Annotated in this window: 11 protein-coding genes, 1 pseudogene and 2 CRISPR repeat arrays; all 12 genes and pseudogenes read left to right on the top strand. The window is 70.1% G+C overall.

What is annotated here, in order from left to right:
- Positions 1 to 306: 306 nt before the first annotated feature.
- On the top strand, positions 307 to 1,029 hold the full coding sequence (locus DFP74_RS08160; protein ID WP_121181137.1) for a hypothetical protein: 723 nt from the start codon (positions 307 to 309) through the stop codon (positions 1,027 to 1,029).
- Positions 1,030 to 1,208: 179 nt separating this feature from the next.
- A complete protein-coding gene (locus tag DFP74_RS08155; protein ID WP_233571318.1) occupies positions 1,209 to 1,508 on the top strand; it encodes a pilin in 300 nt (99 codons plus the stop codon).
- Positions 1,505 to 3,145: a hypothetical protein gene (locus DFP74_RS08150; protein ID WP_121181135.1), complete on the top strand. Its 1,641-nt coding sequence runs from the start codon at positions 1,505 to 1,507 to the stop codon at positions 3,143 to 3,145. Before DFP74_RS08155 ends, DFP74_RS08150 begins: the two co-directional genes overlap by 4 nt.
- 29 nt (positions 3,146 to 3,174) lie before the next feature.
- On the top strand, positions 3,175 to 3,993 hold the full coding sequence (locus DFP74_RS08145) for a PrgI family protein (RefSeq protein ID WP_121181134.1): 819 nt from the start codon (positions 3,175 to 3,177) through the stop codon (positions 3,991 to 3,993).
- Complete coding sequence (locus tag DFP74_RS08140) at positions 3,990 to 5,702, top strand: VirB4 family type IV secretion system protein (RefSeq protein ID WP_121181133.1); 1,713 nt, start codon at positions 3,990 to 3,992, stop codon at positions 5,700 to 5,702. Before DFP74_RS08145 ends, DFP74_RS08140 begins: the two co-directional genes overlap by 4 nt.
- Positions 5,699 to 7,987 (top strand): type IV secretory system conjugative DNA transfer family protein, encoded by a 2,289-nt coding sequence (locus DFP74_RS08135; RefSeq protein WP_121181132.1) that lies wholly within the window; start codon positions 5,699 to 5,701, stop codon positions 7,985 to 7,987. Before DFP74_RS08140 ends, DFP74_RS08135 begins: the two co-directional genes overlap by 4 nt.
- Complete coding sequence (locus tag DFP74_RS08130; protein WP_121181131.1) at positions 7,984 to 8,772, top strand: replication-relaxation family protein; 789 nt, start codon at positions 7,984 to 7,986, stop codon at positions 8,770 to 8,772. Before DFP74_RS08135 ends, DFP74_RS08130 begins: the two co-directional genes overlap by 4 nt.
- Positions 8,773 to 8,774: 2 nt before the next feature.
- Positions 8,775 to 9,845, top strand: coding sequence for a C40 family peptidase (locus tag DFP74_RS08125; RefSeq protein ID WP_233570867.1), 1,071 nt, complete (start codon positions 8,775 to 8,777; stop codon positions 9,843 to 9,845).
- Positions 9,846 to 10,527: 682 nt separating this feature from the next.
- Positions 10,528 to 11,779: a CRISPR direct-repeat array (repeat unit 28 nt; unit sequence GGACTACCCCCGCAGGCGCGGGGACGAG).
- 1,174 nt (positions 11,780 to 12,953) lie between these two features.
- Positions 12,954 to 13,409, top strand: a pseudogene (istB, locus tag DFP74_RS08120) (IS21-like element helper ATPase IstB); the annotation flags it as partial.
- Positions 13,410 to 13,517: 108 nt separating this feature from the next.
- A CRISPR array of direct repeats spans positions 13,518 to 16,411; the repeat unit is 28 nt; unit sequence GGGCTACCCCCGCGGGTGCGGGGACGAG.
- A 5-nt stretch (positions 16,412 to 16,416) separates the two neighbouring features.
- On the top strand, positions 16,417 to 19,449 hold the full coding sequence (gene cas3, locus DFP74_RS08115; RefSeq protein WP_370013357.1) for a CRISPR-associated helicase Cas3': 3,033 nt from the start codon (positions 16,417 to 16,419) through the stop codon (positions 19,447 to 19,449).
- Between the two features lie 108 nt (positions 19,450 to 19,557).
- A complete protein-coding gene (gene casA / locus DFP74_RS08110; protein ID WP_121181129.1) occupies positions 19,558 to 21,240 on the top strand; it encodes a type I-E CRISPR-associated protein Cse1/CasA in 1,683 nt (560 codons plus the stop codon).
- Between the two features lies 1 nt (position 21,241).
- Positions 21,242 to 21,805 (top strand): type I-E CRISPR-associated protein Cse2/CasB, encoded by a 564-nt coding sequence (casB, locus tag DFP74_RS08105; protein WP_199725546.1) that lies wholly within the window; start codon positions 21,242 to 21,244, stop codon positions 21,803 to 21,805.
- Positions 21,806 to 21,814: the final 9 nt, after the last annotated feature.

Genomic DNA, 21,814 nt, shown 5'->3' with positions numbered 1-21,814 from the left:
AAGGTTTGGCCAACACCAATCGCCTATCGGCTCTGTCAGCTGACAGTCTCCGCCGGTCAGCCAGGGATTCAGGTGTGTCATCGCAGGTCAGTAGGTATGTCAGCGGTTCTGAAAGCTGCCTGGGGCTTGGCCGCTCTTTCCCCGGTCCGATCGGTCGGTTCTCGCCCCGGTGCGCGTCCGGTCAGACCCTCGTTCGCCCACCGCACGCGGTGCGTCCGCTGACCGCCAGATGTGCGCACGCCCAGCGTCAGCCGGGCCCCTTTTCGTGTGTCGGGTCATCACCGACCGACGAAGGGCAGAGCCACCATGCGGAACGGACCACTGAAGAACGCCGAGCGCGAGTTCCTGAAGCTGGACCTGGACATCAGCGACTTCGTCGCGCTGCTCGCACCGTTCGTTGACGACCGCCCCACGACTCTGCTCGAGCTGCGCGGCGCACTGCTGGGGGAGTCGATGGCGCGGGAAGTGCGCGACCGGGTCTGGCGTCGCCTGATCGTCGATGCCCGGGACCGCGAGGAGTGGATGGTGGCAGCCCTGGGATTGGCCATGCCCGCGTTGAAGGCCTCGGCGAAGGACCTGTGCAAGGGGCTGGACCCGCGCGCCGCCGAGGAGGTGGAGGAGGAGATCCTGGCCGGGTTCGTCGCCGCGCTCAGGCAGGCCGATACCGACTGGCACCGACTGGCGTGGACGCTGCGCTGCCGTGCCCACCGCTCCGGGCTTCGAGCCCGCAAGGAGGCGCTGGCCCAACCGGTGCCCGTGGCCGACCTGCGTACCACAGTCCTCACACCGACCGGCAACCCGGACATGGTGCTCCAGGCCGCCGTCCACCAGGGAGTCATCAGCCCGGAGGAGGCAGACGTGATCGGTCGAACGAGGCTGGAGGGCGTCTCCTTGACCAGCCTGGCCCGGGAACGCGGCGAGGCGTACTGGCGCATGGCCAAACGCCGCTCGCGCGCCGAACGCCGGTTGGCCGACGCGGTCCGCTCGCGCCGGGTCTCAGCCCGTGCACTGACGCTCTCCGTGGCGTGACCAGCGCGGAGCCGATCGCGAGAACGACTGGCCCGCTGTCCAATTCCGCGACCCCTCTGGCTTTCTTCCCAAGTGAGGACGGTTCCAGAGGGGGCGCGATGGCACGGCCGCACAAGAAACGACCAACTGGGCGAGCGTGGCGGACGGGTGGCTGTGTCCTGGGAGCGGTCTTGGCGCTCGTGGTGATTGCCGCGGCTCCGGCGTGGGCCGACCTCGGTGACGCGCACTTCTTCGCCTACCAGTTGAAGGACGTCATCCGTCGGCTCACCCGCCTGGGCCAGGCGCTCGCCGTGTCGGTGGCGACGCTGTTCATCGTCGTGGCGGGTCTGCGCTGGATGATGGCCGGTGGCGAGCCTGGGGAGATCGACAAGGCCAAGCGGGGCTTCCAGAGCGCGGCGATCGGCTACGGCATCGCGATCGCGGGACAGGCGATCCTCTACGCCCTGGACTTTCTCGGCGAGTTCGAGGGTCCGCCATGAGGACGCTGCCGAGGGATCCCGACAGTAGTGGCGCGCCGGGCGCGGGTGACGGGGGCGAGAGCGTCGGGCTGGAGGAGGAGTACGCCGACGTCTTCAACTGCGGAGTCCTGGAGGTCTCCTGCCACATCACTCACTGGTTCCACAGCCTGGTCCTGGGCATCCTCGAACCGCTCTTCGGCTGGATCGCCGGAAGACTCTTCGCCACGCCTGGTCCCACCGACGGAGTGACCGGGATATGGCAGGGCTCGGTCACCACGGCCAACGCCCTGTACATCCTGCTCATCATTGCGGCGGGATTCGTGGTCATGACCCACCACAGCCTGCAGGCGCAGTACGGGGCGCGGGAGATCCTGCCCCGCCTGGCGGTGGGGTTCGTGGCCTCCAACGTGTCGCTGGCCGTGGTGGGTCTGGCGGCCGAGGTTTCCACCGAGATCGCTCAGGCGATCAACAGCGACGGCATCGATACACAGACGGCCTCCCGTCACCTGGCTAACAGCGCGACCCCGTTCCTGGGGGAGGAGGCCACCGCCGTCGTGCTGTTTCTGGTGCTGTTCGTCGTCCTGCTGGTGGTGTGGGTGATCGTCGAGATCGTCCGCGTCGTCATCGTCATCCTGCTGATGGTGGGCGGGCCGTTCCTCCTCATGTTCCACGCGCTCCCGCAGACCAACGGGCTCGCGCAGATGTGGTGGCGTGCCCTGGCCGCGGTGTGCCTGGTTCCGATCGCCCAAGCGGTGGCCTTTGTGGCGCTGATGCGGTTGTTCTTCGAAGGCGACGCGGAGGTGTTCTTCGGCGCCCACCAGATCATCCATGGTGAGGCCAACCTCTTCGACCTTTTCCTACTCCTGGTCCTGGTCTACGTACAGATCCGCATTCCGTTCTGGGCTTTCCGGGCCGTGCGGTCGTCGCCAGGAGCGGGCCGCTCGCCCGCCGCCAGCCTCGCCAAGACCCTGACATGGGCCCTGGTGATGAGTGCCGCGACCGCTGCCACCGGCGGGACGGCCGCAGCAGGGGCCGCCGCCGGCGGTGTGGGCGGCAGGACCGGGGCGCTGCTACGGGCCGGGCGCCACATGGGTAGGAGCACCACCGCGCCTCGGGCGGTTCTCCCTCGGCGCGTGCGTACCTGGCGTTTCAGCACACAGACCGCATCAGGTGTGCACCGCGCGACCACGTCGTCCATGGCGCGACCGCAGCCCGCGGCGAACGGAGCGGCAGGCCAGGGATCGCCGCTGCCCGGGCACCCGGAGGGGCCAGAGACGAGCGCGAGGCACTCGACACCGACTCGCCCTGCATCAGGGCGGGCCGCAGGGCCTGGACTGCACCGCCGGCCAGGACGTGCCCATGGGCAATCGACTCCGCCCTCACCCAGCCACGCCTACCCCATGCCGTGGCGGGCCGCTGGCCAGGAAGCACGGCGGAGGTTCGGCGGATACGGGGGAGCGGCGGCCCAGGATTCGAGCGGCACCCACGTGGGGCGCCGCCCCCGTTGGACCGCGTCCCACGCCGCTTCGACGCCACCGCGACGCAGCCCGATCCCACCGCAGCGGCGCGCCATTGCGTGGCCACAACGCAGGCACAGGACCGGGACACATCGAATGCCCGTCACTCGTCGCTGGCCGTGGCACCGACCACGGCGCTGAGCCGGCCACCGAAGGAAGGGGTCCCGCCCATGGATCAGGACGTGTCCACCTGGCACGCACGCATCCCCGCCGACATCGACCGACCCGAGCCCATCCTGTGGAACCTGACTGCCCGCCAGCTTCTGGTCATCACCCCGGCCATGCTCACCGGATGGGCACTGCTGTCCCTGCTCCTCGGACGGGTGCCCACCTGGCTCCTGGGTGTGATCGCGCTCGTGCTTATCGCCCTGGCCTGGGTGCTCGCCTGCGGCCGCAAGGACGGCATCGGCCTCGACCAGATGGCTTGGCTGGCCGCGCGCTGGAAGGCCACACCTCGGCGCCGACACCCGCCCGTCCCCGTCGTGAATGAGCACGGCATCGTCGACGCGGGAGGACACTCCGCCCTCGTCCTGGCCTGTACCAGCGTCCCGTTCCACCTGTTCTCCGGAGAGGAACAGGACCAGGCCCTGGCCACGTTCGCGGGCTTCCTCGACGCACTCAACGCACCTACCCAGATCCTCATCCAGCGCCGCCGGATGGACCTGACCCCGCATGTGGACCGGCTGCGCTCCGGTATCGGCGACCTGCCGACCCCGCTTCAGCGGGCGGCCCGCTCCCACGCCGCGTTCCTGGACGACCTTCAGCACAACTACGACCTGATCCACCACCAGGTGCTCCTCGTGCTGACCGCCCCCGGTTCCCCGGGCACGGCCGCAGACGCGCTGTTGCGCCGAGCCCAGGACACCGCCACCCACCTCGGGGCGCTCGACATCCGCGCCCGAGTCTGCGACGGCCCCACCGCCGAACGCATCATCCGGGACTCCCTCCAACCGAACGCCACCACCACGGCCAGGGAGGAACGACGATGACGCACCCGCCGGACATCCGCCTGCACCCGCGCCACCTGGACATCGACGGCCAGCTCACCCAGACCATGATCGTGACCGGCTACCCGCACGATGCGCGCGCCGGATGGGCGGACGCGCTGCTCAACTACCCCGGGCACGCCGACATCGCCTTCCACATCGTGCCCGTTCCGGGCCCAGTGGCCGCGCACCGCCTGCGCCGACGCCGCGCCCGGCTGGAATCGGCTTGGCGCAGCGACGCCGCCCACGGCCGTCTGGAGGACCCGCAGCGCACCGCTGCAACTCAGGACGCCGCCGACCTGGCCGAACGCGTCGCGATGGGGGAGAGCCGACTCTTCCGCCTGGCCGTGTACATCACCGTGCACGCCCCCACCATCGAGCAGTTGGCCGCCGACGTGCACCACCTGGCGGCCCTGGCCGGATCGATCCTCATGGACCTGTCCCCGGCCACCTACCGCCCTTGGGAGGGATGGCGCTCCACCCTGCCCCTGGGCACCGATGCCCTGCGCATGACTCGCACCGTGGACACCGAAGCCATCGCCGCCCTCATGCCCTTCGCCGGAGCGGACCTGACAGCCGATTCCGGCGCGACCGCCGTCGTGTACGGGGAGAACGCGCACTCCGGCGGGATGGTGGTCTGGGACCGGTTCCACGGCGGGCTGGACAACTCCAACGCGATCATCCTGGCCCGCAGCGGGGCTGGGAAGTCCTACCTGGCCAAGCTCGAACTGCTGCGGTCCCTGTACGCGGGGGTCCAGGTCAGCGTCATCGACCCCACCGACGAATACGGTCGGCTGGCCGACGTCGTCGCGGGCAACCGCGTACGCCTCGGACTGGAACAGGGGCGTCTCAACCCCTTCGACCTGCCCGCCACCGGCGAACAGGCCTTCTCCCAACGGGTGCTGTTCCTGCACACCCTGGTGGCCGCCATGGTCGGCTCCCTGCACGCGTCCGAGAGCGCCGCCCTGGACCGCGCCGTCCTGGCCGCCTACGCCGAACGCGGCATCACTCAGGACCCAGCCACCTGGGACCGGACACCCCCGGTCCTGGCGGACCTGGTCACGCGCCTTCGCGCAGTTGCTGGCGAAGTCGACCACGCCAGCGCCGGGACCGGCCTTGCCGACAAACTCGCGCCCTTCACCGATGGATCCCACCGCGGCCTCTTCGACGGCCCCAGCACCGCCCGCCTCACCGGCCACCTGACCGTCGTGTCCCTGCACCACCTGCCCGAGCAGCTCAAGACCGTCGGTCTCCTGCTGATCCTGGACGCCCTGTGGCGCCAGGTCAGCGCTCCCGGCCCTCGGCGGCCTCGGCTCATCACCATCGATGAGGGCTGGACGCTGCTCCGCGATCCCGTCGGCGCCCGGTACCTGTTCCAGCTCGCCAAGAACGCCCGACGCCACTGGGCCGGACTCACTCTCATCACCCAGGACGTCGCCGACCTGCTCGCCACCGACCTCGGCCGAGCCGTCGCCGCTAACGCCGCCACCCAGATCCTGCTTCGCCAGGCCCCGCAGAACCTCGACGCCGTCTGCGAGTCCTTCCACCTCTCCCACGGAGAACGCCAGATCGTCGCCACCACCGAACGCGGCAGCGCCCTCCTGGCTGCCGGGCAGCACCGCGCCGTCTTCCGCGCCATCGCCTCACCCGTCGAACACCGGCTCATCACCACCGACCCCGCCGAACTCGCGCGAATGGAGAACCACCAGTGATCACCGTCAACCTGATGCTCCTGGCCACCATCACTGGATTCGCCCTGCTGCTGTGGATCGCCTCCGTGTTCGCCCTGCGCTGGATCCGCCATACCTACCTGGCCAAGGGCGCCCACACTCTGGAGATCCACGCACCGCCCACCACGACCATCGACCACGCCCAGGCCTTCTGGACCACCGTGCTCGGGCTCCTGCGGCCACGCTGGACACACCGCCTCCTCGCACCGCACCTGGCCTGGGAGTATGTGGCATCTGAGCGTGGAGCGCGCATCCAGCTGTGGATCCCCGGCGCCGTCAACGTCGGGGCGGTCGAGCGTGCCGTGGCCGCCGACTGGCCAGGCGCCACCACCCACCGGGTCCCCACCACGAGCGCCATCCCGCACGGAGCGCACACCTTCGGCCGGTGGATGGGCATGGCCCGAGGCGACCACTACCCGCTGCGCACCAAGTTCACCGACGACCCCCTGCGCAACCTCTTCGGGGAGCTCTCCGACCTCTCACCGGGACAGCACGCTGTGGTTCGTGTCTGTGCACGCCCCGCACCCGCACGCCGAGCCGCCCGTGTCCGCGATACCGCCGCACGCCTGCGCGGCCTGCACACTCCGCTCGTCCCCGACCCACTCACGCGACACACCGGGTCTCGAACGACCGTGCTGCCGGGCATCACCGACGACGTCCGCGCGATCCTCACCAAAGCGTCCTCACCGCGCCTGGCCTGCCAGGTCAGCGTCCTACTCACCACCGAACACGCCAGCGTCCAGGCCAGGCAGCGCCTGCGCGGACGGAGCCGGTCCGTCGCCGCGACCCTGGCCGCCTACACCTCCGGCCTCAACTCCCTGCGCCGACGCTGGATGCCCTTCCCCAACCTGTGGACGAACCGCCGCTACCTGGCCCGCGGCTACCTGCTCAGCACCACCGAACTCGCTGCCATCGCCCACCTGCCCACCGACCCGGCCGTCCCCGGGCTCACCCGCGCCGGCGCCCGCCGCGTCGCTCCCAGCCCAGACGTGCCTCGCTCCGGAAGAGTCCGTGTCATCGGCGAAGCCGACGCCGGACCACGGCGCCCCATCGCCCACGGCATCGCCGACGCCCGCCAGCACACTCACATCATCGGCAAGACCGGCTCCGGCAAATCCACGCTCCTGGCCCGGATGATCTGCCAGGACGCCGAAGCCGGACGCAGCGCCCTGGTCATCGAACCCCGCGGCGACCTCGTCCTGGACGTCCTCGACCGCCTGCCCAAACGCGCCATCGGCCGCACCGTCGTCTTCGACCCGGCCGACTCCACCCCGCCACCGCGCATCAACGTCCTCCAACTCGGCAGCCCCGATCACGCAGCTGACACCGTCACCGGCATCCTGCACCGGATCTACGCCGACTCCTGGGGACCGCGCACCGAGGACATCCTCCGAGCGAGCACCCTCACCCTCGCCCGCGCGAAGGACCCCGGCCTGACCATCGGGCACATCCCGCGCCTGCTCGCGGACGACGCCTGGCGTACTCGGATTCTGTCCGCGGCGAGGATGAACGGGGCCCTGGCCGACTTCTGGCGCTGGTACGAACGACAGTCCCCGCAGATGCGCGCCGCCGCCACCGACCCACTGCTCAACAAGCTCCGCGCCATCCTGCTGCGGCCCTGGGCAGCGGCCGTTCTGGCCTCCGGCGCCTCCACTGTGAACCTGCCCGCCCTGCTCGACCATGGCGGCCTGGCCCTCGTGCGCCTGCCCAAGGGCCACCTGGGCGAGGACACCTCCGCGCTCATCGGCACGCTCGTGCTGTCCGCCGCCTGGAACGCCATCACCGCTCGCGCAGCCGTTCCCGAAGACCGACGCCCGGACACCGCCGTCTACCTCGACGAAGCCGCTAACTTCCTGCAACTGCCCGGCTCGGTCGCCGACATGCTCGCCGAAGCCCGGGGCTACCGCGCGGCCATGGTCCTCGCCCACCAGGACCTGGGCCAGCTCCCACCGGCCACACGCACAGCCGTGGCCACCAACACCCGCACGAAGATCTTCTTCACCACCTCACCCGCCGACGCCGCGATACTCGCCCAGCACACGCTCCCGCACCTGAACGCCCACGACCTGTCCCACCTCGGCCCCTACCAGGCCGCGGTCCGCACCATCCACGGCGCTGCCGAACTCCCGGCCGCGACCATGCGAACCCTGCCCCTGCCCGACCCCGTCAAGGGCCGAGCCCGTCAGGTTCGTAAGGCCGCCCGCCGCTTCTCCCCACCACCGACCCGTACTCGGATGACGGACCCGCGTCAGGAGGGGACACGATGACGGCCACGATCGCACTCACCGACCGCGACACCCGCATCCTCCGGGCCCTGCACACCCACCGGGTCCTGACCACTCCGCAGATCGGAGAGCTGTTCTTCAACGGGACCTACTCACGAGCCGCGCAGCGCCGACTTCTCAAACTCGCTGAGCGAGACACAGTGGACCGGTTCGTGCCCCGGCAAGGCCACTGGAACGCCCCCTACCACTGGACACTCGCCCTCGAAGGGGCGCGCATACTCGCCGGACGACAGGGCCTCACACCCCAACAGATCGGCTACCGGCCCGACGCGCAGCGGCGCATGCGCATCTCCAGCCAGTTGCCCCACACCATCGGACTCGCGCAGTCCTACGTGGCCTTCGCGACCAACGCCCGCGCCACCCAAAGCGCCAGCTTGCAGCGCTGGTGGCCACAGGCCCGATGCCAGACGAACTGGGGCCGGCACGTCCGCCCGGACGCCTACCTGCGCTGGCGGCAGAATGACACCGACGTGGACGCCTTCGTCGAATACGACACCGGGACTGAACCGCTGGCCCGCGTCGCGGCGAAGATCAGCCGCTACCGCAACCTCGCCGAGGAGACCCAACTCCGTTCCCCGGTGCTGTTCATCGTCACCGGCCCGAAGCGGCTCACCAACCTGTGCCGCGTGCTCGATGTCGGCGGCGGATGGGTGCCCGTTCACGTGACCACCCTCGACCAACTCACTTACCCGGGGCCGGCACGTCCCATCTGGCGCCGAGCAGGAGATCCCGCCTGCACCTTGCGCTCGATGATCGAGCTCACCTGACCGTGCTCAAACTCGCCCTCGGCGGCGCCATCGCGCTCCTGGTACTCGTGCCGATGATCGGCTCGGTGGGCATCGGCAGCCAGGAGCGCCAACGCCAGTCCGAGACCGCCCCAGGGAGGATCGCCGGCATCCCCGACGTACTCATGGACGCCTACGTCACCGCAGCAGCCCGCCTGGAGGAACTCCACCCCGGCTGCACCGGCATGACCTGGGCCATCCTCGCCGGAATCGGTCGTGAGGAGTCCGACCACGCCGCCGGCCACACGATCGCCGCCAACGGCGACACCACCCCGCCGATCATCGGCCCGCTCCTGAACGGGACGGGCGTCGGCAACAACTGGACCCCGCACCACGACACCGACGACGGCCGCTGGGACAGCGACACCACCTACGACGCCGCCGTCGGCGTCACCCAGCTCCTGCCCGCCTGGTGGGCCGACCGCGGCGTCGACGGCAATGACGACGGGGAGGCGGACCCGCACAACGTCTACGACGCCACCGCTGCCACCACCGTGGAGCTGTGCACCAGCCACCCGCAGAACACCGTCGACTTCACTGACCGCGCGCAGCTCCGCGAAGCTCTGTACCGCTACAACCCCTGGGACACCTACGTCGACAACGTCCTGTCCCACATCGACGAGTACACCGCTATGAACCTCGACGATCCCACCGCACACCAGGTGCCCGCCGATGCCAGCGAGCGGGGGAGAACCGCCGCTGAGTGGGGCCTGGCCCAGGTCGGCAAGCCCTACGTCTGGGGCGGCACCGGCCCGCACGGCTTCGACTGCTCCGGCCTGACCATGAAGGCCTGGGAAGCCGCCGGAGTCTCCATCCCGCGCGTAACCACCGACCAGGTCAACTTCGGAACCTCCGTCACCTTGGACGCGCTGGCCCCCGGAGACCTGCTTTTCTACGACACCGGCGGTCCCGGTGCCCCGCCTGCCCACGTCACCATGTACGTCGGCGACGGCAAGATGGTCAACGCCCCGAGCACCGGCAAGAACATCCGCGTCGAGCCGGTCAACGGCCCCTACTACTCCGCCCGCTTCATGTCCGCCACCCGCCCGGGATAACCCTCACTCGGTCCCTGCTCGCCCTTTTCGGCTTTGGCGGCCGTGCTGGTGCTTATCGCTGCTGCTTCGCGGTCATTGTCCCTGGCAGAGAACGGTTCATCTGTCGGCCATCATGCTGAGGTACGGTCTACCTCCGCGGGTGTGGGGACGAGGGTGATGCCCCCCCGCGAGTGCGCGGGCGAGACCAGCCTCGGATTCAACGTCTACCCCCACGGGTGCGCGGACGAGAACTCGCGGGCATCGATGCACGAACCCTTACCGGGACTACCCTCACAGGCGCGGGGACGAGCGCGCCAGTGCAAGGACGGAGTACACGGCGAGCGGACCACCCCCGCAGGTGCGAGGACGAGCAGTAGTGGTCCGCGATCTGCACGTATGGCGGCGGACTACCCCTGCAGGCGCGGGAACGAGTTTGCTTCTCCTCTCCACACCCTTCCTGACCTCGGGCTACCCCTGCGGGTGCGGGGACGAGCAGTTCTGAGACTGCGGCGTCGAGTAGCTGCTCGGACTACCCCCGCGTGTGCGGGGACGAGGCGGTCCTAAGGTCATCAACCGCCGGTTCTACCCTCGCAGGCGCGGGGACGAGACGGTCTCGCCCTCCCACAGGTACTCCGGCAACGGACTATCCCCGCAGGCGCGGGGACAAGATCTCGCATTCGCTCTCCGATATCTGGGCCTGCGGGCTGCCCCCGTGCGGGTGCGGCGACGAGAAGTCCGGCGTACGCAACCGGGGCGCCATCACCGGACTACCCCCGCAGGCGCGGGGACGAGGCGAGGGTGTCCCCGGGGGCGTAGGACGCGAGCAGACTAACCCCGCGGGTGGGGGGACGAGGCCGCCCAGACGATGGTGCACAGCGCAAGTGCCGGACTACCTCCGCGCGTGCGGGGACGAGGGGCGCACGTGCGTCATGATCACGCCGAGGTGGCGACTATCCCCGCGGGGGTGCGGGGACGAGGCGCGAACCGCGGCATCCTTGCCGTCCAGCAGCGGGCTACCCCCGCGGGTGCGGGGACGAGACCGTGGACGACCTCGATCGCATCGCCGCTCACGGGCTACCCCCGCGGGTGCGGGGACGAGGGGGACGGCGCCCTCACCCACCTCAGTCACGGTGGACTACCCCCCGCGGGTGCGGGGACGAGGCTCGGACGGCGAACATGTTGCGCTGCCACAGGGGACTACCCCCGCGGGTGCGGGGACGAGGTCGACCACCAGGAGGACACCGACGTGGACGACGGACTACCCCCGCAGGCGCGGGGACGAGTCGTAATCTACGCAAACCGTCCAGAGCAGCCCAGGACTACCCCCGCAGGCGCGGGGACGAGCGGAAGATCCTGGACGCCACCGCGTCGGCCATCGGACTACCCCCGCAGGCGCGGGGACGAGATCAGGTTGAGCTTCTCCAAGCACACCCGCGACGGACTACCCCCGCAGGCGCGGGGACGAGCGCCGGAGCGGGACCCGCGGCCGAGCGCGATGCGGACTACCCCCGCAGGCGCGGGGACGAGGTGCTGGATGCCCTCACGATGGGTGAGCGCGCCGTGGGCTACCCCCGCAGGCGCGGGGACGAGATCAGGTTGAGCTTCTCCAAGCACACCCGCGACGGACTACCCCCGCAGGCGCGGGGACGAGCGCCGGAGCGGGACCCGCGGCCGAGCGCGATGCGGACTACCCCCGCAGGCGCGGGGAGGAGTGTACTCCGCCAAAATCGTCACAGTGTGTCACCGGACTACCCCCGCAGGCGCGGGGACGAGCCGGGTGGGCACGGAGGTCAGGTGTCGGGGCGGGGACTACCCCCGCAGGCGCGGGGACGAGAGCCGGTCCATCGGCGTGGACATGCCGTCGGCGGGATTACCCCCGTGGTGCGGGTACAAGGTAGTGCCCTTCTCTGGGTGGGGCGGCGGCCGGGGACTACTCCCGCAGGAGCGGGGACGAGGCGGTGCCGATCTCCAGGATCCGCGCGCCCGGGATCACCCCGGCGGGTGCGGGGGCAAACAGGCGCGCTCGGCGCGGTAGGCGTCCCACCGCGGGCTACCCCCGCAGGCGCGGGGACGAGCTGTTTGTGCAGGCCGAGGACGCCACCAACGGGGGACTACCCCTGCGGGTGCGGGGAGTCAGGCCGACCCAGGATGTGCGGAGGGATCGGCGGATTACCCCTGCGGGTGCGGGGACGAGATGACCTGATCTGCAGTCCAAGCCATCGCGTGGGGACTACCCCCGCAGGCGCGGGGACGAGTCCGTGGGCGTCGACTACGGCACCACGAACCCGGGACTATTCCCGCAGGCGCGGGGACGAGATCTCGCATTCGCTCTCCGACATCTGGGCCTGCCGGCTACCCCCGCGGGTACAGGGACGAGGAAAACACCCGGCGGGACGTGGACGTGGCCCTGGGACGAGGCCTCGCCGTCCGCCCACAGGGCCGTGCGGTGCGGGCTACCCCCGCGGGTGCGGGGACGAGCTTGGTCTCCCCGGGCACTGCGACGACCTCTCCGACCTACCCCTGCGGGCGCGGGGAAGAGGGTGGGGTGAACGTCCAGACGATCGAAACCGACGGACTACCCTCGCGGGTGCGGGGACGAGCAGGACGCGGTCAACCTTCTGTGGGCCCAGCTGGGACCACCCCTGCGGACACGGGGACGAGGCCTCGGCAGGGTCGGTGGGCGGGTCCCAGATCGGACTACCCCCGCGGGCACGGGGACGAGCTACTCCAGGAGGCTGGTCTGCCCGGGGACCTAGGACTGCCCCCGCGGGTGCGGGGACGAAGCGGTCCCTAAGGTCATCAACCGCCGGTTCCTGGGACTACCCTCGCAGGCGCGGGGACGAGCGGACGGCGGACTCCCACGCGGTGCCCTTGGCCGGACTACCCCCGCGGGTGCAGGGACGAGCAGATACACGAAGCTTGGATGGGGTCGCTCTCTGGGCTACCCCCGCGGGTGTGGGGACGAGCCCAGTCCGCCGACGTTGGCCTTCCAGCGCTCCGGGCTACCCCTGCGGGTGCGGGGACGAGTCGCTGGTCAGGCTCCTGGACCATTTGAATGCAGGGCTACCCCCGCAGGTGCGGGGACGAGCTTCCGGACCGGCGGCCGTCAGGCCTCATGAGGGGCTACCCCTGGGCCCGCCGGGGACGGGCAAGACGCACCTGGCGATCGGGTTGGGGATCCGGGCCTGCCAGGCCGGGCACCGGGTCGCGTTCGCGACCGCGGCGCAGTGGGTGAACCGGTTGGCTGATGCTCATGCGGCCGGGAGGTTGGAGGCGGAGCTGGTCCGGTTGGGTCGGTATCCGCTGCTGGTGGTGGACGAGGTCGGCTACATCCCGTTCGAGCCGGAGGCGGCCAACCTGTTCTTCCAGCTGGTCTCGAACCGCTATGAGCGGGCGTCGTTGATCGTGACGTCGAACAAGGCGTTCGGTCGGTGGGGCGAGGTGTTCGGGGACGACACGGTGGCAGCGGCGATGATCGACCGCCTGGTGCACCACGCGGAGGTGGTTCCGCTCAAGGGTGACAGCTATCGGTTGAAGGACCGGGATCTGGGTCGGGTTCCGCCATCGGCCGGGACCACTCGTTAGCAGTTCACACGCGAAAGGAGGGGTCAACCTTCAGGCGTCGTGAGGGGGTCACTTTTCGAACGTCGTTGACACGAGCTCGGCGCCGGGCCGATCGGCTGGATCCTCGGGGGGCTACCCCCGCAGGCGTGGGGACGAAAGGGAGCGGGCAGTCAGGGGCTGGCGGGGCCCTGGACTACCCCCGCAGGCGCGGGGACGGATCGGTGGTATCCCCCGGGTTGGAGAACCACCCCGGACTACCCCTGCAGGCACGGGGACGGAGTCCTTCTCTACGGCGTCGAGGTCGAACACGTCCGGACTATCCCCGCAGGTGCGGGGACAAGCCTGGTCACCACTACGGGCCTCCGGCCGAGGACTATCCCCGCGGGTGCGGGGATGAGACCAGGGAGGGCCGCGGTGAGCCACACCCGCGCGGACTATCCCCGCGGGCGCGGGGACGAGTTCGACCCCACCACCCAGGACGCACCGGAGGGCGGGCTACCCCCGCGGGTGCGGGGACGAGATCCACGGAGACACCGCCGTGAACGCGCTCGGCGGGCTACCCCCGCGGGTGCGGGGACGAGGGGGCGGACGTCGGACGGGCACCGGGTGGCCGGGGGCTACCCCTGCGGGTGCGGGGACGAGCGGGCTGATGCGGGGGGTGACCAGTCCGACCGCGGGCTACCCCCGCGGGTGCGGGGACGAGCGCGTGAGGAGCTGGTGGCCGCAGCGGAGCGGGGGGCTACCCCCGCGGGTGCGGGGACGAGCGGACATTCGAGACCAGATCATCGCAAAGGCGAGGGCTACCCCCGCGGGTGCGGGGACGAGGGTGTGTGGGGGGGTGCGAAAAAGGCCGGCACCGGGCTACCCCCGCGGGTGCGGGGACGAGTCCGCCTGCGGGGTGTCCACGACCGCGATCGTGGGGCTACCCCCGCGGGTGCGGGGACGAGTCTGGGGTGAGCTCGTGGAGCTCCTGGAGGAAGGGGCTACCCCCGCGGGTGCGGGGACGAGGCTGACGGTCCAGTCCAGCACCGGCAGGTCCGCGGGGCTACCCCCGCGGGTGCGGGGACGAGCTGGTCGACGAGCGACGCCAACGACGCGACCGCGGGCTACCCCCGCGGGTGCGGGGACGAGCGCGCCGCACAGGCGGCCCTGGGTACGGCCGCCGGGCTACCCCCGCGGGTGCGGGGACGAGACCTCCTGGCCGAAGAAGTTCGTGGTCTTGTACGGGCTACCCCCGCGGGTGCGGGGACGAGCGCCCGCACGGTTGCCGCCACGTACGGATACGGGGGCTACCCCCGCGGGTGCGGGGACGAGGCCCCGCCGTCTCGTCACCTGTTCCCGTGGCCAGGGCTACCCCCGCGGGTGCGGGGACGAGCTGCGCACCCTCGGCGATCGGATCATTGACCGGGGGCTACCCCCGCGGGTGCGGGGACGAGCGGTGGAGCAGCAGTTCCTCGGGCACGCCCACGGGGCTACCCCCGCGGGTGCGGGGACGAGCGGTGGAGCAGCAGTTCCTCGGGCACGCCCACGGGGCTACCCCCGCGGGTGCGGGGACGAGCCCGGTCGGCCGCACCGGACGCGCGGGTCGGAACGGGCTACCCCCGCGGGTGCGGGGACGAGTACCTGCACGACTGCGTAGAGGCCATCCCGCACGGGCTACCCCCGCGGGTGCGGGGACGAGGTCGGCAACCTCGTCGACGACCCGGAACTCAAGGGGCTACCCCCGCGGGTGCGGGGACGAGGCCCGCCAGGTCGAGGAGGACTGGGGGCCCCGCGGGCTACCCCCGCGGGTGCGGGGACGAGTGCGCGTCGCGGGTGGCAATCACGGCGGGCACCGGGCTACCCCCGCGGGTGCGGGGACGAGATGAGTGTTGTCCTTCGTCAGCAGCGAAGACGAGGGCTACCCCCGCGGGTGCGGGGACGAGGATGGCCTCGCAGATGGCGAGGCTGCGGGCGGCGGGCTACCCCCGCGGGTGCGGGGACGAGCGCGAACGTGTCCTCGCTGGACTCGTCCCTGCTGGGCTACCCCCGCGGGTGCGGGGACGAGTCCTGGTTTGGTGTTGGCCAGGGCCAATGCAAGGGGCTACCCCCGCGGGTGCGGGGACGAGCTGTCCGAGGTCATCGAGGGCCTGGCGCTCGACGGGCTACCCCCGCGGGTGCGGGGACGAGTCTCACCGACGAGATTGAGGCGTGGGAGGTCGCGGGCTACCCCCGCGGGTGCGGGGACGAGATCACCTACAACTAGCCCCAAAGTGCCCCCGCCGGGCTACCCCCGCGGGTGCGGGGACGAGTTCCACTGCATGCGGAGCCTGATGCGGCGCTGGGGGCTACCCCCGCGGGTGCGGGGACGAGAACACCTACCCGGTCGATGTGCTCACTCAGGCGGGGCTACCCCCGCGGGTGCGGGGACGAGATCTCGACAGGTGCCCTGCGCCACGGCGCGAAGGGGCTACCCCCGCGGGTGCGGGGACGAGGAGCGCAGGATCAGCTCGACCTGGTAGGAGCCGGGGCTACCCCCGCGGGTGCGGGGACGAGACCGTTTCACCCCGGTGCACCCGTATGGCGTGGGGGCTACCCCCGCGGGTGCGGGGACGAGGTCCCACTGGTTGCGCTGCCAGATGTCCCACACCGGGCTACCCCCGCGGGTGCGGGGACGAGGACCCCTAAACCTTGCGAACTCGGTTGGTGAGGGGGCTACCCCCGCGGGTGCGGGGACGAGTTCTCGCTGGAGAGCTTCCACAGGAGGCGGCGGGGGCTACCCCCGCGGGTGCGGGGACGAGGTCCTCAGTCCTGAGTCGCTCAGATGCAGTCGGGGGCTACCCCCGCGGGTGCGGGGACGAGCGGGGGTCAGGGCACAAAAAAGCCCCCGCCCGGGGGCTACCCCCGCGGGTGCGGGGACGAGGGTCGTGCCCGCCTTCCTGCTCGAGCCCGTCAGGGCTACCCCCGCGGGTGCGGGGACGAGGCGTTCCAGGCGCATGTCTTGCTCGCTGCGCTCGGGCTACCCCCGCGGGTGCGGGGACGAGCCTTGATGACCTGCGCTTTTAGGGCCCGATGGTGTCGTTTTCATTCGGTTGCGAACCCTTTCGAGGTTGGGCAGAGTAACACTCCACCGCAGCTTCGCAGTGCGCGCCGGATTGTCGTAGCCGTGTGCCACAGTGCGGTCCCGCCGTCAGAACCCCCATTCCTGCCCAAGGAGAACACCAGTCTGATGTGCGTTCGTCGACAACAGCCAGACCCGCCGGTGGAAACCATCTTCCGCGAGCTCGGCCTCAGTAAGGAAACCCAGTCCCACCTCGGCGCACTCTGGGGCAAATCGCGCAAAAACGGCGGCGGAAAAATCAACCTCCTGTTGAGTCACCTACTCGACAGCGCGGCCGTGGCCGAGCAGCTCTGGGAACACTACCTAGCACCCAGGACACGGAGCCTCCTAGGCCGCATTTCCGGCGGTCAGGGCAAAAGGTTCTTCATGTGGCTGTGCGCCATGCACGACTGCGGCAAGGCCACCCCCGCATTCCAGGCACTCGACGCAGAAGGAGCCGCACGGGTCCGGGCGGTCGGCCTGACCTGGAGAGACCGGCGGTTGAGCAACAACCGCTGGCGACACGACAAGGCCGGCGGCCACCTCCTGCTCACCGTCCTCAAGCAGCACTGGGAGGGCACCGAACACATCGACTGGGTCTGGCCCCTCGTCGCCGGTCACCACGGCGCCTTTCCCTCCAAGAGCCAGGTTCTGCGCTCCTCCCAGGCGAGGGACGACCACCAGGGCGCCAAGCTCCCAGGATGGCCGCAGGTTCAGCACGCGCTGGTCGCCGTGGTGACCCGCGCCGTGGGCTACCAAGACATCCCCGCTCCCCAGCCCGTGCAGGCGCCCTCCAGGGCCGAGCAGATGGCGTTGTCCGGGCTGATCATCATGGCGGACTGGATCGCCAGCAACCATCAGCACTTCCCCGGCATCGAGCACATCTCGCAGGTCAGCCTGGTCCAGGCGCGTACCCGGGCTGAGAAGGCCGTTGAGGACCTGCGTCTGCGCGGTGGATGGGGTGCCCTCCAGGTGCCCGACCTCGAGGACCTGGTGGCCGCTCGATTCGGCGACCCTTCCCGGCCCTTCCAGAAGATGCTCGTGGACGCTGTCCGCGACATGGCCGAGCCCGGCATTGTGGTCGTCGAAGCTCCCATGGGCGAAGGGAAGAGCAAGGGAGCCTTCGCCGCCGCCGAGATCAAGGCAGCGCGGTTCGGCTGCGACGGGGTGTTCATGGGCATGCCCACCCAGGCCACCAGTGATCCGATCTACTCCCAGATGCGCTCGTGGGTGGCCGGCTTCGACTCGGAGCTGGAAGCCCAGGTGGCCCTGCTGCACGGCAAGAAGATGTTCAACCCCCACTGGCGCGAACTATGGGATCCGGCCGACGGCTCTCCTGATGCCGACTACACCGGTGTGGACTGCGACGAGTTCGGCATGGACGACCCCTTCGGCCTCTCGACGCACGCGGAAGCCGAGCGCTTCGGGCCCGCCCTGTGGTTCCTGGGCCGCAACAGGGGTCTGCTCACGCCCTTCGGAGTCGGCACCATCGACCAGCTCCTCTACGCGGCCACACGCACCCGCCACGTCATGCTCCGATTCGCGGGTCTGGCCGGCAAGGTCGTCATCCTCGACGAAGTGCACGCCGCCGACGTCTACATGAGCTGCTTCCTCACCGAAGCCCTGCGATGGCTCGGCCAAGCGGGAGTCCCCGTCATCCTGCTCTCGGCGACCCTTCCGCCGGCCCAGCGCACATCGCTGGTTCAGGCCTACCTCCAAGGAGCCCTGAGCGCCGCGGACACCTACGACATCGGCCCCGTCCCAGATCCTGAGGGCTACCCGTCCGTGACCACCGGCCACGTCGAACAGGGACGGCCGGTCATGAGGGCACAGAGCACGGTGAGCTGGCGCGAGGCGAGCACGGTCCGACTTGAGTGGCTCCCGGACGTGTCCGATGAGGGCGAGCCGATCGCCGAGCGCATCGTCCAGGAAACAGCCGAGGGCGGAGTCGTCCTGGTCATCCTCAACGAGGTCGACCGCGCCCAGCGGGTCTTCGAGCAGCTGCACACCCGCTACCCCGGCCAGGTCCACCTGCTCCACGGCAGGCTCTGCGCCGCCCACCGCGCAGAGAGGACGGCCGAGTGCGTGCGCCGGATGGGACCAGGCGCCAAACACCGCGAGCGGATGATCGTGGTGGCCACGCAGGTGGCCGAGCAGTCGTTCGACGTCGACGCGGACCTGCTGGTCACCGACCTGGCCCCCATCGACCTGCTGCTGCAGCGCATTGGTCGGCTGCACCGCCACACCGGTACCGCTCGGCCTGAGCACTTCCGCCTCCCGCGCGTGCTGATCACCGGCACCGTGCCCGATGAGTACAAGCCCCAGATGCGTGCCGCCTCCGAACACATCTACAGCCGGTACCTGCTTCTGCGCAGCGCAGCCCTGGTCAACCAGTCACCGGACGGCTGGACCCTGCCCGATCAGATCCCCACTCTGGTGGCACGCGGCTACGACGGGGAACCCGTCTGCCCACCCAAGCTCCAGGAAGACGAGCGCGCTTCGGGCGCCGAGTGGGCCGTCACCGAACGCAACCGCAGCGCAGCTGCGGAACACTTCCTTCTCACACGCGCCGACCCTGGCCAGTGGGCCGCTCCCACACTGCAGGGCCTGCACTATAAGAGCGCCGGCGCTCGGGAGGAGAAGGACCTCGAAGCCGTGGTCCGCGACGGTCCGCCCACCGTCGAGGTCCTGATCGTCCGCCACAACGGCAGGGGCTATACCGCGCTGACCGGTGAGTGGATCGGTGTGCACGGCGAGGCCAGTGAGGACGTCCGGGAGGCCGTGCTGGGCGGACTCACACGCCTGCCCGCCCGTCTGACCAAGGCAGCCGAGGAACTGCGCCCCCTGGACGGATGGACGGACGACCCCTGGCTGCGATACTTCCCCGCCCTGGTCCTTGGGCCTGAGGGACGGGCGGACCTGGGCACCGAACGCGTCCGCTACGACGACAGCCTCGGCCTCGTGACCAGGCGCAATAAATGACGCACTGACAGTGCCCGAAATAGATCGGGTGTTTTCCCCAAAAAGCCGACACCGCAGCCGGTGTCCGATAAACTCTCGAACGAGCCGATTCCCCCTCTTGTGCCTTAGGTGGTCTATTTCGTGTGCAATCTTGTCGATGATCCATGGATTCCATTGAGTTCACCCCAGGGCGAGATTCAGGAGCACTCCCTCCAAGAAGCACTTGTGGAATCGCATTGCTACTCAGGGCCCGCCTTCCCTCGCCCCACGCTCTTCCCTGCGGTGCTGCGCCAGGTCCTGGTGCCCGTTCTCCTGGACTCCATCGGCTCTCCCCGCACGACCCAACAATGGGGCCAGTGGTTCTCACAGGGCAGTTTCGACTCCTCGCAGCGACAGGCCATCGCTGACTACCTCGAAGAACACCGCGATTTCTTCGACCTGTTCTCCGAGAGCCACCCTTTCGCTCAGGTCGCAGGTCTGGAAAGCCCGACCAAGGAGACCAAGGGCAGCGCACTTCTGATCCCCTCGATCGCCACGGGAAACAACGTCCCGCTCTTCTCGACGCTGACCGAGGCCGACACCCTGCCCCTACGGCCGGCCGAAGCCGCGTGGTGGCTGCTGAACACCCACTGCTGGGACACCGCGGCCATCAAGACCGGCGCGGCAGGGGACTCCCAGGCCAAGAACGGCAAGACCACAGGCAACCCCACCGGGCCCCTGGGGCAGTTGGGCATCGTCATCCCCACCGGGGCCACGCTGTTCGAGACCCTCATGCTCAACCTGCCGCCCCGCACCCCCGTCCGGCGCAGCGGCGACCGGCCGCAATGGCGGGCCCGCGACCTTCGCCCACAGGACCAGGCCACAGGCATCGCCTCGCCCGGATCACCCGAGTGGTCCATCCGCCCGGAACTGGGCCTGATGGACCTGCTCACCTGGCAGTCCCGCCGGATCCGGCTCGTTCCCCAGCAGACCCCTGACGGGGTGCGGGTGACCAGGGTCGTTGTGTGCGCAGGAGACCGTCTCAGCCGCATCCCGGAAACCGAACCGCACACCGCATGGACCTGGGTCGCCAAGCCCCGCAAGAACCAGTCACAGTGGCGCCCCCGGCGCCACCGCCCCGGCAGGGCCATCTGGCAGGGACTGGAATCCTTGCTGGCCGTCAACCTCCCCGAAGGCGGTGACGGGGACCGGGAAGTGACCAGCGACCTGCTCCGCCGGATCTTCGACCTCCAAGTCGACGACGCGCTACCCAACACCTACCCGTTGCGGATCACCGCCGTGGGCGTGGTCTACGGAAACCAGTCCGCGGTCGTCGAAGACGTCATCGCCGACGAGATCCCCCTCCCGATCACCGCCCTGTCGGCCGATGACCGCACCAGGGACCTGGTCACCGAGCTAGTCGATCAGGCCGACACACTCGCCCGGGCCTTGGACCGCATGGACGTCGACCTGCGCAGAGCCGGCGGCGGAGACCCCATCCCCTGGGACAGAGGCCACCACCCCGGAGCGGGGCTGCTGCACGCTCTGGATCCACTGGCGCGGCGGGTCCTGGCCCTGACCCAGCACCACGCCGATGACGACGAGCACCTGGACCGGGTCATGCATGCCTGGGAACAACGGGCCTGGCAGATCAGCGAGCAGCACGCCGAACGCCTCCTCGACGCCGCCCCCGCCCATGTCTTCGCAGGACGCGAGATCGACAAGCGCCTGTACTCCGAAAGCAGTGCGCAGCGGTACTTCCGCGCGACTGTGCGCAAGAAGCTGACCCGGCAAGCCGAGCACCGCCAGGCGCTGAGCCCCGAAGGAAACTGACATGTCCCAGACCGAACAGCCATCACGCCACCAGTGGGAACGGTTCTCACTCACCGACTCCCAGGCGGGCCGCGTCCTTGCCGACCTGCGACGCGGTCTCGGCCGCGAAGCCGGCGACGTCCCTGAAATGTGGACCTACTACACCACCCTGGACAAGGAGGGCCGGCGCACGGCCGCCCTCAAGGCCGAACACGCCGCCCTGAGCCTGTTCGGTGTGCACCAGCAGTCCCAGCGCACCCCCATGCACCGGCCCGGAGTAGGGCTGGGCGAAGCCGCCCTGAACCTGTACCTGCTCGCCAGCGCCAACCAGGACGCGATCGATGGACGCATGAACATGATCGCGACCTCCACCGACAGCATCGAGCTGTTCGGTCACCTGCGGGGCCTGGTCACGCTGCTACGCGAACAGGCACAGCCCCTCGACTACACCCAGCTCTTCCGCGACCTGCGCTACTGGGACGACGCCCAGCGCCGTCCCTCCATCCGCCGACGCTGGGGCGGCCAGTACACGGACTGGCACAAACGCAACGCCTCTGCCTCGACCCCTGCTCGCGACAACGCCTGACCCATCCGG

The organism is Nocardiopsis sp. Huas11, from assembly GCF_003634495.1.
Classification (GTDB): domain Bacteria; phylum Actinomycetota; class Actinomycetes; order Streptosporangiales; family Streptosporangiaceae; genus Nocardiopsis.
Note: the sequence above shows the minus strand (reverse complement) of the source record. Positions and strands in the feature narration are given on the sequence as shown.